This window comes from Serpentinimonas raichei (assembly GCF_000828895.1).
GTDB classification, from domain to species: Bacteria; Pseudomonadota; Gammaproteobacteria; order Burkholderiales; family Burkholderiaceae_C; genus Serpentinimonas; species Serpentinimonas raichei.
This window is the reverse complement of sequence record NZ_AP014568.1, coordinates 1,179,362-1,192,620: the sequence shown is the minus strand read 5'-3', so window position 1 is coordinate 1,192,620 and position 13,259 is coordinate 1,179,362. Positions and strand designations below refer to the sequence as shown.

Annotated in this window: 11 protein-coding genes and 2 tRNA genes; 5 read left to right on the top strand and 8 right to left on the bottom strand. The window is 66.3% G+C overall.

Annotated elements, in window-relative coordinates:
* Window positions 1-80: 80 nt before the first annotated feature.
* The 5 genes from SRAA_RS05605 to SRAA_RS05585 form a co-directional block, all read right to left on the bottom strand.
* Complete coding sequence (locus SRAA_RS05605; RefSeq protein ID WP_045531391.1) at window positions 81-1,046, bottom strand: ribose-phosphate pyrophosphokinase; 966 nt, start codon at window positions 1,044-1,046, stop codon at window positions 81-83.
* A 45-nt stretch (window positions 1,047-1,091) separates the two neighbouring features.
* Window positions 1,092-1,168 (bottom strand) — tRNA-Gln (locus tag SRAA_RS05600).
* Window positions 1,169-1,246: 78 nt separating this feature from the next.
* Complete coding sequence (gene ispE / locus SRAA_RS05595) at window positions 1,247-2,110, bottom strand: 4-(cytidine 5'-diphospho)-2-C-methyl-D-erythritol kinase (protein WP_045533356.1); 864 nt, start codon at window positions 2,108-2,110, stop codon at window positions 1,247-1,249.
* A gap of 46 nt (window positions 2,111-2,156) precedes the next feature.
* A complete protein-coding gene (locus SRAA_RS05590) occupies window positions 2,157-2,693 on the bottom strand; it encodes a lipoprotein insertase outer membrane protein LolB (RefSeq protein ID WP_045531390.1) in 537 nt (178 codons plus the stop codon).
* Entirely contained in the window at window positions 2,690-4,477 is a 1,788-nt protein-coding gene (locus SRAA_RS05585) for a tetratricopeptide repeat protein (protein WP_171820224.1), read from the bottom strand. The genes SRAA_RS05590 and SRAA_RS05585 overlap by 4 nt, the downstream gene beginning before the upstream one ends.
* 115 nt (window positions 4,478-4,592) lie before the next feature.
* Here SRAA_RS05585 and mutM point away from each other — a divergent pair, with 115 nt between their 5' ends.
* The 3 genes from mutM to mutY are packed head-to-tail and all read left to right on the top strand — an operon-like array spanning window position 4,593 to window position 8,555.
* The gene (mutM, locus tag SRAA_RS05580) at window positions 4,593-5,408 is read left to right on the top strand and encodes a bifunctional DNA-formamidopyrimidine glycosylase/DNA-(apurinic or apyrimidinic site) lyase (RefSeq protein ID WP_045531389.1); all 816 of its coding nucleotides are present in this window, start codon (window positions 4,593-4,595) and stop codon (window positions 5,406-5,408) included.
* A 54-nt stretch (window positions 5,409-5,462) separates the two neighbouring features.
* Window positions 5,463-7,460, top strand: a complete 1,998-nt coding sequence (locus SRAA_RS05575) for a dynamin family protein (protein ID WP_045531388.1) — start codon at window positions 5,463-5,465, stop codon at window positions 7,458-7,460.
* Between the two features lie 9 nt (window positions 7,461-7,469).
* Complete coding sequence (gene mutY / locus SRAA_RS05570) at window positions 7,470-8,555, top strand: A/G-specific adenine glycosylase (protein ID WP_045531387.1); 1,086 nt, start codon at window positions 7,470-7,472, stop codon at window positions 8,553-8,555.
* Here mutY and rapZ read toward each other — a convergent pair.
* From rapZ to SRAA_RS05555, 3 genes are read right to left on the bottom strand one after another with little or no spacing between them, the layout of a single operon-like run.
* A complete protein-coding gene (rapZ, locus tag SRAA_RS05565; RefSeq protein ID WP_045533352.1) occupies window positions 8,552-9,394 on the bottom strand; it encodes an RNase adapter RapZ in 843 nt (280 codons plus the stop codon). The genes mutY and rapZ overlap by 4 nt on opposite strands.
* 8 nt (window positions 9,395-9,402) lie before the next feature.
* The gene (gene recN / locus SRAA_RS05560; protein ID WP_045531386.1) at window positions 9,403-11,058 is read right to left on the bottom strand and encodes a DNA repair protein RecN; all 1,656 of its coding nucleotides are present in this window, start codon (window positions 11,056-11,058) and stop codon (window positions 9,403-9,405) included.
* Window positions 11,055-11,945, bottom strand: coding sequence for an NAD kinase (locus tag SRAA_RS05555; RefSeq protein WP_045531384.1), 891 nt, complete (start codon window positions 11,943-11,945; stop codon window positions 11,055-11,057). The genes recN and SRAA_RS05555 overlap by 4 nt, the downstream gene beginning before the upstream one ends.
* 66 nt (window positions 11,946-12,011) lie before the next feature.
* On the opposite strand from SRAA_RS05555, the gene hrcA reads away from it, so the two are divergent.
* Both hrcA and SRAA_RS05545 read left to right on the top strand, forming a co-directional pair.
* Window positions 12,012-13,037, top strand: coding sequence for a heat-inducible transcriptional repressor HrcA (gene hrcA / locus SRAA_RS05550; protein ID WP_045531383.1), 1,026 nt, complete (start codon window positions 12,012-12,014; stop codon window positions 13,035-13,037).
* Window positions 13,038-13,179: 142 nt separating this feature from the next.
* Window positions 13,180-13,258: transfer RNA gene (locus tag SRAA_RS05545), tRNA-Ile, on the top strand.
* Window position 13,259 lies beyond the last annotated feature (1 nt).

Here is a 13,259-nt window from a genome sequence, read left to right as displayed (position 1 = left end):
GAACCCAGATTAAAAAAACACCTCGCACCCAGAAACGGGCGCGGGTGCGGTTTGCTGCTTGCCGCAGCCCATCCAGCGCATCAGTCGCTGTCGGCGTCGGCAAACAAACTCATGACCGACTCGCCGCTGGCAATGCGCGCAATGGTTTCGGCCATCAGCGGTGCCACGGAGAGTTGGCGGATTTTGGGGCAGGCCTGCGCGGCCTGGCTCAGGGGGATGGTGTTGGTGACCACCACCTCGTCGAGTGCGTCGCCCTTGGCGATGCGTTCGATTGCCGGGCCAGAAAAAATGGCGTGCGTGCAATAGGCATAGACGCTCTTGGCGCCGCGTTCTTTGAGCACCTCGGCGGCCTTGGTCAGGGTGCCGGCGGTGTCGATCATGTCGTCCATGATGACGCAGTTGCGGCCTTCGATGTCGCCGATTACGTGCATCACTTCGGACACATTGGGCTTGGGGCGGCGCTTGTCGATGATCGCCATGTCGCAGTCGAGCTGCTTGGCCAACGCGCGCGCGCGCACCACGCCGCCAACGTCGGGCGAGACCACCAGCAGGTTTTCGTAGTTCTTGGTGCGCAGGTCGCTCAGCAGCACCGGTGAGGCGTAGATGTTGTCTACCGGGATATCGAAAAAGCCCTGGATTTGATCGGAGTGCAGGTCCATGGTCAGGACCCGGTTCACGCCCACCACTTGCAGCATGTTGGCCACCACTTTGGCGCTGATGGGTACCCGGCTGCTGCGGGGGCGCCGGTCTTGGCGCGCATAGCCGTAGTAGGGGATGACGGCTGAGATGCTGACAGCCGAGGCGCGTTTGAGCGCATCAACCATGATCAGCAGTTCCATCAGGTTTTCATTGGTGGGCGCGCAGGTGGACTGGATCACGAACACGTGGCGGGCGCGCACGTTTTGCGTGATCTCAACCGTGACCTCGCCGTCGGAAAAACGCCCGATACTGGCTGCGCCGAGTGGTGACTGGAGGTGCTGCGCAATCTCGGCGGCCAGTACCGGATTGGAGTTGCCGGTAAAAATCACGAAATCCGGTGCTTGCACAGGAGTTTGAATTTGCATGGAAAAACCGGCGCAGATAAATAGGTTTGGCAGGGGAGGAAGGATTCGAACCTTCGAATGCCGGAATCAAAATCCGGTGCCTTAACCAACTTGGCGACTCCCCTACACGGGTAACAGGCCGAAGGCCTGCCACCGAATGCAGTGCTGAACCATCACTGATTCGAATTGGACAGCGTCTGCGATTATATCCGCTTACACCATCCGATCAGCGGATGCTCCCTCAAATTGCTGCAAATTCTGGCGCTCCAGTGCGCTGGCAGGCCGCTTAGGCTTGGCTCTTGCGCCAAGGGCGCAAATAGGGCGCTGCCGGAACCGGACATGCGCGCATCCAAACCTTGCTTTGCCATCCAGTTAAGGCCCCAAGCGATGTCGGGACACAGCTCAAGAGCCACTGGCTGCAGGTCGTTGCAACCAAATGCGCCTGGCTGCGCCTGCATGCTGTTTGCAGCAAAGTCTTCGATTCTAACGCGTGGCGTGTCTCTTTTCAAGGCAGGGTGGCGAAAAATCTCGGGCGTGGAGCTGCCGCTGGGGGGCTTGAGCACCAGGTAGCGCGCCGCCGGCAGCTCGATGGGCTGCAGGGACTCACCGATGCCTTCGACCCAGGCATGGCGAGCGCCCAGAAAGAAGGGCACGTCGGCACCCAGTGCCAGGCCGATGCGTTGCAAATCGGCAACATCCAGCCCCAAGCCCCAGAGTCGGTTGAGTGCCAGCAGGGTGCTTGCCGCGTCCGACGATCCGCCCCCTAGGCCGGCTTGCTGCGGGATTTGTTTGTCGAGCGCGATGTGTGCGCCCCAGGGGCAGCCGGTGGCGCTTTGCAGGGCATGGGCGGCGCGCAGCACCAGGTCGTGCTCGGGCAAGGTCTGGGTTTGGTTGAGGTCTTCGCGGCTGAGCTGGCCCGCACTGCGGCGCTCGAAATGCATGGTGTCGCACCAGTCGATCAGCATGAAGACCGATTGCAGCAGGTGGTAGCCGTCGGCACGCTGGCCGACCACGTGCAAAAACAGATTGAGCTTGGCCGGGGCCGGTACGTCGAGCAGTTGGCGCAGGGTCATGGGGCAAGGGGCGGCGGAGGGTCAGGCGGGGCAGTGGCGTTCAGTGCAAAATCAGACGCAACTCGACCGCCGGCGCGGGCTGCCAGCGCCGCGCCTGCAGGCGGCCTTGGGCGTGGCGCGAGAGATCGGCCTGCCAGCCTTCGAGTTCTGCCGCTTGCCCGCGCAGCCACGCAAACAGCGGCCGCAGCGGCAGCGCCACACCGGTGAGGGCGGCGCTGAGCTCGTCCATGCTGGCGTAGGCGGTGCTGCGCCCGTTGTGTTGCAGCAGCACCTGTTGCGCGTCCCATTGGGCCAGCGCCAGTTGCTGCCCAAAGGGGCTGGACAGACTCAGGCTGCCGTTGTCGGCGTTGCCCGTTAGTTCAAAGTTGGCGCTGAAGTGTTGCACCGGGTCGGATTCGATCGTCAGCGCCAAGCGGCCGATCCAGTGGGTGGGCTCGGGGCTGGCTTGGGTGGGGATGGCCTCGGGGGGCGGCGGGCGCAGGGGTGCCGTGCTGGCGCAACCGCCTAGCGCCAGCACGGCACCCGAACCCAGCGCCAGCACGCACTGGCGACGGCTCAGCCAAGCGGGATTTTTCATAGCTGGACCTGCAAGCGGCGCAAGGTCTGGAGCAGGGTCTCGTTTTCTGGGTTGAGCTCCAGCCCCAGTCGCCAGACCGCCAGCGCCTGCTCGCGTTGCCCCAACACCCAGTGCACTTCGCCCAGATGGGCGGCGATCTCGGCGTCGGGCAAGCGCTCAAAGGCCTGCAGCAACAGCCGCAGCGCTTCGGTGTGGTTGCCTAGGCGAAATTCGACCCAGCCCATGCTGTCGAGGATGTAGGCGTCGTTGGGGTCGACGGCTAGGGCTTTTTGAATCAGGGAGCGCGCTTCTTGCAAGCGCAGGTTGCGGTCGGCCAGCGAATAGCCCAGGGCGTTGTAGGCGTGGTGGTAGTCGGGGTGGCGCTGCATCAGCAGGCGCAGCATCTGCTCCATGGCCTCGTACTGGCCGGCGCGTTTGGCGGTGAGGGCTTTTTCGTAGAGCAGGTCGGGGTCGTCCGGGAAGCGTTGCAGCGCCTGCCCGTAGATCTGCAAGGCGTTGTCGTACTGGCCGAGATCGCGCAGCAGTTGCGCTTCGGCCACCAGCTTGCGCCGGGCCTGGGCGTCGTCTTGCTCGGGTTGATCGCGCAAAAGCTGCCTTGCGGCCTCGACCTGACCTTGGCGGGCCATCAGGTGCGCGCGCCGAAGCTGCAGCGAGAATCCGGCCGCGTCGGGGTCGGCAATGCGATCGAGCCAGCCATGGGCGGCGGCAAAGTCGCGTTGCAATTCGGCCAGTTGGGCCAAATGCAAATAGGCTTGGGTGCGCCCGCGAGCGCCTTGCTCGGCGGGCAGCTCGGGGGCCAGTTCCAAAAAACGCAGCAAGGCGATGCGGGCCGGGCCGGGTCGGCGCGACTGGGTTTGCAAGATTCCTTGCAGCAGCCAAGCCGGGGCGAACCGGGGTGCGCGCTCGGTCAGCAGACGCAGCTCGCGCTGGGCGTCGGAGACGCGCCGCAGTTCGATCAGGCGTTGCACGTAGGCCAGATGCAAGTCGTGGCGCTGGGTTGCGTCGGCGGCGTCGGTGCGGTCGAGGTAGGCGCGCAGCAGCGGATCGGCTTCGCTGTTTTGCTGCTGCAGCAACTCCAGCGCCAAGCTGGCACCGTGCACCGAATCGGGTTGGAGCCGCAGGGCCTGCTGCGCCGCTTGCAGCGCCGCCCGGCGCTCGCCTTGCAGCAGATCCATGCGCCCCAAGGCGGCGTGCGCGGTGGCGGCGGTGGCGGGGTCGGCCAACGCGGCTTGCAGCGCCTCGTGCACCACGCGCCGGGCGGCAGCCCGGTCGCTCAGGCGGCTCAGCGTGGCCGGAATGGCGCTGATGACCTCGTGGCGGCGCTCGATCGGAGTCATCTGGATCAGGCGCTGCAGCACCGGGCCGATTTCGCCCGGGCGGTTGAGTGCCAGCAAAATCTGCAACTGAAAACGCAGCGGCTCGTCGCTTTGGGGAAAGGCGCTGGACCAGTCGCGCGCGGCGTTGAAGGCGGAGTTGCCCGCGCGGCCTTGCAGGGCGATTTCGACGGCGCGGCGAAACAACTCGGGGCGTTGCAGGCGCACGGCGGCGTCGAGCATGAGCGAGTGCGCGCCGCCCGGGTCGCTGCGCTGGAATTTGAACTCGGCCAGCAGCAACTGGTAGAAGGTCTCGGTATCCAGCGCGGTGGGCGGGCCGGGAAATTGCAATTCAAGGGTGGGCGGGCTGGCAGCCGGTTGGGCCCCGGCCGGGCCGTGCCCGAATCCGAACCCGAGCAGCGCCAAGCTGCTCAATCCAGCCCCCAAAAAGCCCCGCAGTCGGGTGGCCATGCCAGTGAAGGCAGCAAGAGCAGATGAGGAAGCCAGTAGCATGCGCCCATGATAATGGATGGGCTGCAGCCTTGCGGTGCGCGCACCGATTCTGTGTCCCTCACAAGCCCGACCCATGCCCGAACTGCCCGAAGTCGAAACCACCCGTCTCAACATTGCCGAGCGGCTGCTGGGGGCCCGCATCGAGCGCATCGGGCTGGGCAAGCCGCTGCGTTGGCCACTCGGGGTGGCACCCGAAGCGCTGTTGCAGCGCCAAGTGCTGGGGGTGCGCAGGCGTGGCAAATACCTGCTGCTCGATTTGGACCACGGGCTGCTGTTGTTGCACTTGGGCATGTCGGGCAGCCTGCGTTTGGCCACCGAGTTGCCGCCACCGGGCCCGCACGACCATTTTGATATGCTGACCAACCATGGCGTGCTGCGCTTGCACGATCCGCGCCGTTTTGGGGCGGTGGTCTATGCCCAGAGCGAGTCCGACCCGGTAGCGCTCAAGCTGCTGGGTCGGCTGGGGGTGGAGCCGCTCTCGCCAGCCTTCGAGCCCAAGGCCTTTTTTGCGGCTTTGCGCCAGCGCCGCGCCTGCATCAAGCAGGTGTTGCTGGCGGGCGAGGTGGTGGTGGGAGTGGGCAATATTTATGCCTCCGAGGCCTTGTTTGCTGCCGGCATTCGCCCCACCACGGTGGCGGCGCGCCTGAGCCGGCCACGGGTGCAGCGGCTGCATGCCGCGATCGTGCAGGTGCTGCAACAGGCCTTGCAAGCCGGGGGCAGCAGCTTGCGCAACTTCTCCAACGCCGACGGGCAAAGCGGCCACTTTCAACTGCAAACCCAAGTCTATGACCGGGCTGGGCAGCCGTGCCGGGTCTGTGGCAACCCGATCCGGCTGCTGCGTCAGGGGCAGCGTTCGAGTTACTACTGCGCACATTGTCAAAAAGCCTGAGCCGTGCCGCCGCGCAGGTAGCCGCCGCGCCGCCGCCAGTGCTATATTGCTGGCATGGCTTTTATCCAACAATTCGAGCAGCACAACCGCTGGCGCCAACTGCGGACGCAAGATTTGATGCGGCTTGGGCAGTGGCTCGAAGCGCACGACCTGCTCGACGAGGGTTCGCGCGCGCGCTTGGCCAATTTGCAGGCCCAGTTGGCCAGTGACCGGGTCATGGTGGCTTTCGTGGCCGAGTTTTCACGCGGCAAATCGGAGCTGATCAACGCCATTTTTTTTGCCGGCTACGGCCGCCGCATCATGCCCGCCAGCGCGGGGCGCACCACCATGTGCCCCACCGAACTGGGCTACGAGGCCGATCTGCCGCCTTGCTTGCGCCTGCTGCCGATCGAAACCCGCATGCAGGCGCAATCGTTGCTGGAATGGCGCAGCGCACCCGAGCAGTGGCAGCGCATCGACCTCGACGTGAACCAGCCCGAGCAACTCGCGCAAGCCATCGAGCGGGTGGCGCAGACCCTGCGCGTACCGGTCGAGCAAGCGCGCGCGCTGGGTTTTTGGCACGAGGACAACCCGCAAGACAACCCTGCACCCGGCCCTGATGGGCTGGTGGAGGTGCCGCGCTGGCGCCACGCCCTCATCAACATGGCGCACCCCTTGCTCAAGCAGGGTCTGGTGATCGTCGATACGCCGGGCCTGAACGCGATTGGCACCGAACCCGAGCTCACGGTGGGTTTGTTGCCGCAAGCGCACGCGGTGGTGTTCATTCTGGCGGCCGATGCCGGGGTGAGCAAGTCCGATTTGGCGATCTGGCGCGAACACCTGGCTCCGGTGGCCGAGCGCAGCGAGGCGCGCTTGGTGGTGCTCAACAAAATCGATGTGCTCTGGGACGAGTTGAGCACTCCCGAGGCCATCGAGGCCCAGATCGAGCGCCAGCGCCAGCACAGCGCCGAGGTGCTGGGCCTGCAAGGACAGCAGGTGTTTGCGGTGTCGGCCCAAAAAGGCCTGCTGGCCAAGGTGCGCCAAGATGCGCAGTTGTTGCAGCAAAGCCGCCTGCCGGAGCTCGAGCGCGCGCTGGCCGATGATGTGTTGGGGCAGCGGCGGCGCCTGTTGCAGTCGGCTCTGGAGCAGGCGGTGCATCAGTTGCGCACCGAAGTGGAGCGCCAGTTGCAGGTGCGCGACCACGAAATCGAAGAGCAGGTGCAAGAACTGCAATCCCTGCGTGGCAAAAACGCGACCGTGATTCGGCAAATGCGCACCCGCATCGAGCTCGAACAAACCGAGTTCGACCAAAGCGCGGCGCGCATCCAGGCCCTGCGTTCGGTGCACCTCAAGACGCTGCGGCGCTTGTTTGCCCTTTTGGGCAGCAACCAGATCAAGTCCGAAGTGGCCGAGTTGGCCTTGGCGCTTAAGCAGCCGGGGGTCAAGTTGGGCGTCAAGAAAATTTACACCAGCACCTTTGCCCGCTTGCGCCAAAATTTGGCCGAAACCCAAGGTTTGGCCGACGAGGTGCATGAAATGCTCTCGGGCATGTTTCGCAACCTCAATGCTGAATACGGTTTTACCTTGCAGGCTCCGCTGCGGCTCGATCTGTCGCGCCACTTGCAGGCAATCGACGAGATCGAAATCACCCACTTGCAGTATTTGGGCGTGACCAATCTGCTGCGCCTGACCCAAGCCGGTTTTTGCGAGCGTCTGGCCAAGGCGGTGCTGTCGCGCTTGCGCCATCTGTACGAGGAAGCTTCCAACGAAGTCGAGCTCTGGAGCAAGACCGCGGCGGCGCGGCTCGATGGCCAACTGCGTGAGCGGCGGCGCAATTTTGCCCGCCGCATCGAGGCGGTGCACCGCATCCAAGAGGCTGCGGGCAGCTTGGATGAGCGCATCGACGAGTTGCAGGCGCGCCAAGCCGAAGTCGGCGCCGAGCAAACGCGCTGGCAGCAGTTGTGCACCGAGGTGAGCCGGCCCGATGCGGCTGGCGCCACGCTGGTCCCCGATGCTGCTGGGGTGGCCCGTTCGGAGCGGCCCGAACCCGCGCTGTCCTCGGCCTCGGGTTGAAGCCCTGCGGTGGAGCCAGCGGCTTTTTTTGACACGCTGGTGGCGTGGCAGCGCCGCCATGGCCGCCACCACCTGCCGTGGCAGGGCACGCGCGACCCGTACCGGGTTTGGTTGTCTGAAATCATGCTGCAGCAAACCCAAGTGGCTACCGTGCTGCCCTATTACCAGCGCTTTTTGCAGCGCTTCCCCCATTTGAGCGCACTGGCGCAAGCCGAGACCGACGAGGTGCTGGCGCATTGGAGCGGGCTGGGTTACTACAGCCGGGCCCGCCACTTGCACGCCTGCGCACGCCGGCTGGTGCAGCAGGGCGGGTACTGGCCGGGCACGGCGGCCGAGCTGCAGCGCCTGCCCGGCATCGGGGCCAGCACGGCGGCGGCGATTGCGGCCTTTTGCTTTGGCGAGCGGGTGTCGATTTTGGACGGCAACGCGCAGCGCCTGCTGGCGCGGCTGCTGGCCTTCGAGGGCGATTTGGCGCACGCGCCTGCCAAGCGTGTGCTGTGGCAGCGCGCCCAGGCGCTGCTGGACCCGCAAGCCAGCGCCGACCGCATGGCCGCCTACACCCAGGGCCTGATGGACTTGGGGGCGCAAATCTGCACCCGCAGCCGACCGCGCTGCCCCGAATGCCCAGCCGCCGCACTCTGCCAAGGGCTGGCGCAGCAGCGCGTGGCCGAGCTGCCGCAAAAATCGCGCCGCAGCCCACGCCGCCAAGAGGACTGGTGGTTGTTGCTGCTGCGCCGCGCCGACGGGGCGATCTGGCTGCAGCAGCGCCCGCCGCGTGGCATTTGGGCGGGCTTGTACGCGCCGCCGGTGCTGCACACCGAACAGGCCGCGTTGCAAGCGCCGCCCGGTGTGTGCGTGGGGCAAACGCCGATCCTGCATCCGGTCATCCGGCACAGCCTGACACACCGAGAGCTGCGCCTGCACCCGGTGCAGTGGCAGTGGGCCGCAGATGCACCAGACCCAGCAGCCGGTCCGGGGCGCTGGGTGCACACCTTGGGCAAGCCGCAGCAGCATCCAGCGCATCAACCCATCGCGCTGCCAGCCCCGATCCGCGTCTGGTTGCTGGAAAATCTGCCGCCTGCGCCGGGCGCTTAGGGGTGCTGCAAGGCGTCGAGTTCGCGGTGCCGGATTTGTACGCTGGCTAGGCCCGCAAAGCGCTCGGCCAAGCGCTCAACCAGATACACCGAGCGGTGCTGCCCGCCAGTGCAGCCGATCGCCACCGTGACGTAGCTGCGGTGGTCGGCCTCCAGCCGCGGCAGCCAGCGCTGCAAAAAACCCCCGATCTGCTCTTGCATGGCAGCCACCTCGGCTTCGGCCAGCAAAAACTTGACCACGGGGCCGTCGCGTCCGGTCAGCAGGCGCAGCTCGGGTTCGTAATGGGGGTTGGGCAACATGCGCACGTCGAACACGAAATCGGCGTCCATCGGCACCCCGCGCTTGAAGGCAAAGGACTCGAACACCAGCGTCAGCCGGGCCGGGGCCAGTTGCAGCAGCGCCTTGACCGAGCTGCGCAGGTGCGCCGCCTTGAGCTGGCTGGTGTCGAGCACCTGGGCCAGATCGCGCAGGCTGCTGAGCAGTTCGCGTTCGAGCTCGATCGCCTCAAACAAGGCGCGGCGCTGGTCGCTGCTGTCTTTGAGCGAGAGCGGGTGCAGGCGCCGGGTTTCGGAGAAGCGGCGCACCAGGGTTTCGGTGCTGGTGTCGAGGAACAGCACCGTGAGCGGCAGGCCGCGCTCGCGCAACTGGCGCAGCCGCAAGGGCAGGGTGGGCAGGGCGCGGGCGCTGCGCACGTCGATGGCCACCGCCACGCGCTCGGTGGCTTCGGCTTGCTGCAAGGCGATCAGCGGCTCCAGCAGATCGGGCGGCAGGTTGTCCACGCAGTAAAAGCCGGCGTCTTCGAGCGCGTGTAGGGCCACCGATTTGCCCGAGCCCGACATGCCGGTGATCAGGACGAGTTGCACAGCAGCTCCTGGGCGTGCGCCAAAGTGGTTGCGGTGAGTTGCTGGCCGCCGAGCATGCGCGCCACCTCGGCCACCCGTTGTGCGCCGTGCAGGGGTTCGACCCGGCTGCTGCTGCCGTGCGCGTCTTGCCCTTTGCTCACGCGCAGGTGCTGGTGCGCGCAGGCCGCGACCTGCGGCAGATGGGTCACGGCCAGCACCTGGCGGTCGTGCCCAAGGCGGCGCATGAGCTGGCCCACGGTGTGCGCCACCGCACCGCCGATGCCGCTATCGACCTCGTCGAAGATCAGCGTCGGGGCGCTGCCGACCTCGCTGGTGCAGACCGAGATCGCCAGCGCGATGCGAGACAACTCGCCCCCCGAGGCCACCTTGCCCACCGGCCGCGGCGTGCTGCCGGGGTGCGCAGCCACCAAAAATTCCACCTGATCTAGGCCATGCGCTTGCGGCTCCGGCAGGGCTTGCAGCCGCACCTCGAAGCGCCCGCCGGCCATGCCCAGGCCCTGCATGGCCTGCGTGATGGCGTGCCCGAGTCGGCCCCCGGCCTCCAGCCGCAGGGCGCTGAGGCGCTCGGCTTCGGCGCGAAAGCGGGCTAGGGCGGCGCCTTCGGCTGCCTCGAGCGCGGCCAAGTCGGCGCTGCGCTCGAGCTCGGCCAGCGCCTGGCGGCAGGCTTGCAGCCGCTCGGCCAGCGCCTGCGGCTCGCAGCGCAAGCGCCGCGCCAGCGCCAGCCACAGGCCCAGGCGCTGGTCCAGCGCCTGCAGCGCCGCCGGGTCGAGCTCGCTGCGCTGCGCGTGCTGCTGCAGGTCGTGGCAGGCGTCATCCACCTGCGCCAGCGCGCTATTCAGCAGCTCGGCCAGCCCCTGGTAGCGCGGTTCCACGTGCTGCTGCGCTTGCAGCGCCTGCGCGGCGCGGTGCAGCAGGCGGCGGGCGTTGCTTTCGTCTTCGCTCAGGCAGTGCAGCGCCGTTTGCGCCGCCTCCAGCAGCGCTTGCGCGTGCGCCAGCCGACCGTGTTGCAAGTTGAGGTCTTCCCATTCGCCCGGCTGCGGGGCTAGGCGTTCGAGTTCGCTCAACTGCCATTGCAGGCGTTCGCGCTCCTGCTGCAACTGGCTTTGCTGCGTGTGCGCTTGTTCCAGGCTGCGCTGTGCGCTGCGCCAGTCGGTCCAGAGCTGGCGCAGGGTGCGCGGGTCGATGCGGGCGTAGTCGTCGAGCAAGTGGCGCACCGCCTCGGGCCGCGTCAGGCTCTGCCAGGCGTGCTGGCCGTGGATGTCGAGCAGCAATTCGCCCAACTCGCGCAACTGGGTCGCGCTGGCGGCGCTGCCATTGATCCAGGCCCGGCTGCGGCCTTGGGCGTCGAGCTGGCGCTTGAGCCGCAAGGGCTCGCCCACCTCGCCCTCAAAGCCCTGTTCGGCCAGCCAGAGCAGCGCGGCCGGCGTGGGCTCGAACTCGGCCACGATCTCGGCCCGCGCCGCGCCGTCGCGCACCACCGAGGCGTCGGCGCGTGCGCCCAGCGCCAGTTGCAGCGCATCGATCAGGATCGACTTGCCAGCCCCGGTCTCGCCGGTGAGCACGGTAAAGCCGCGGCTCAAATCCAGTTCCAGTTCGCGCACGATCACAAAATCGCGCAGCACCATGCGTTGCCAGCTCAACCCACGCCCCCCTCATTCCAGTGCAGCTTGCGCCGCAAGGTGTCAAAAAAACTCCAGCCCAGCGGGTGCAGCAGGCACAACTGGTGCGCCGCGCGCCGCACCACGATGCGGTCGCCGTGCAGCAGGCTGGTAAAGCTCTGCATATCGAAGTGCGCGCTGGCGTCGCGGCCCGAAACCACCTCGACCGCGATCTCGCCGCTGGCGGGCAGCACGATCGGGCGGTTGGTGAGCGTGTGCGGCGCGATCGGGGCCATGATCCAGCCGTCGATGGCCGGGTGCAGCAGTGGCCCGCCGGCCGACAGGGCGTAGGCGGTGCAGCCGGTGGGGGTGGCGATCACCAGCCCGTCGGCGCGCTGTTTGGCCACAAAGTGGCCATCGACCTCGACCCGCAATTCGATCATGCTGGGCGCGCTGCCGCGATTCACCACCACATCGTTCATGGCGATGGTCTCGAACACGCACTGGCCGTCGCGCCAGACGCTGGCGTGCATCAGGGCGCGCCGGTCGTGCACGAACTGGCCGTGCAACATGGCTTGCAACACCGGCGCGTAGCCCTGCCAAGGGATGTCGGTGATAAAGCCCAGGCGGCCTTGGTTGATGCCCACCAGTGGCACGTTCTGGCGTGCCAACTGGCGCCCGATACCAAGCATGGTGCCGTCGCCACCCAGCACCAGCGCCAGATCGCAGTGCTGGCCGATTTCGCTCACATCGAGCACCGGGTGCTGGTCCAGTCCGGTGTTGAGGGCCGTCTCGCGCTCCAGACTGACGGCGCAACCTTGCTGCAACAAAAAATGCGCCAGCGTGTCGATGGCGCCGCGTGAGCCCACGGCGTTGTACTTGCCGATCACCGCCACGTGGCGAAAGTGCAGCTCTGCCAAGGGTGGCATTGCAAGGGGTGGGAGACTTTGCGAATCCATGCTCAAATTAAAGCACAAGCTGCTTAAAATCTTCCCATGCTCGATGACCGCTCCAAGCTCTTACTCAAAGCCTTGGTTGAACGCTATATTGCCGACGGCCAACCGGTGGGTTCGCGCACCCTCGCGCGCGCGGCCGGGCTGGAGTTGTCGCCGGCCACCGTGCGCAACGTGATGAGCGACCTGGAAGAGCTCGGCCTGATCGCCAGCCCGCACACCTCGGCTGGCCGGGTGCCCACGGCGCGCGGCTACCGCCTGTTCGTCGACACCATGCTCACTGCCCGCCGCGACGACGTGCAGACCGTCGATGCCATGCCCCCGGCCACCTTGCAAGGCGAACAACCGCGCCTGGTGATCAACCAGGCGGCGCAACTGCTCTCCAGCCTGTCGCATTTCGTCGGGGTGGTGAGGGTGCCCAAGCGCGTCAGCGTGTTTAGGCACATCGAGTTTTTGAGTCTGTCGCAACGGCGCGTGCTGGTGATTTTGGTCTCGCCCGACGGTGAGGTGCAAAACCACGTCATCCACACCCAGACCGAATTGGAGCAGAGCCGACTGCAAGAAGCGGCCAACTTTCTCAACGCCCATTACGCGGGCCTGACGCTGGTCGAGGTGCGCGACCGCCTGCGCGCCGAGGTCGAGAGCTTGCGCGGCGAAATTTCCTCCCTCATGCTGCAAGCGGTCGAACTCGGCAGCGAGTCGGATGCGCAACAAGACGCGGTGGTGGTGGCAGGCGAACGCAACCTGCTGTCGGTGAGCGATTTCACGCACGACCTGGGGCAGTTGCGGCGGCTTTTTGACCTGTTTGAGCAAAAAACCCAGATCATGCGGCTGCTCGATGTGTCGCACCAGGCCGAAGGGGTGCGCATTTATATCGGCGGCGACAGCCAGGGCGGCGTGCCTTTCGAGGATTTGTCGGTGGTCAGCGCCCCCTACACCGTGGATGGCACCGTGGTGGGCACCTTGGGCGTGATCGGCCCGCAGCGCATGCCCTACGAGCGCATGATCCAGATCGTGGACATCACGGCCAAGCTGGTGGGCAACGCCCTGAGCCAACCTCGGCAATAAAGTCCCAGCAGGGCGCGCAGGGTGCAAGTGCCAGCGGGATAAAATCACGCCTTTCTGTGGTTCTGCGCCATGGGGCAGGCAAAACGGCTTACCCAGCCTGTCAGACCTTGCCACGGCAGCCATGCCGCAGAGATTGCCAGACGGGCCTCTAGCTCATGCTTGGTTAGAGCAGCGGACTCATAATCCGTTGGTGCCGTGTTCGACTCACGGGAGGCCCACCAA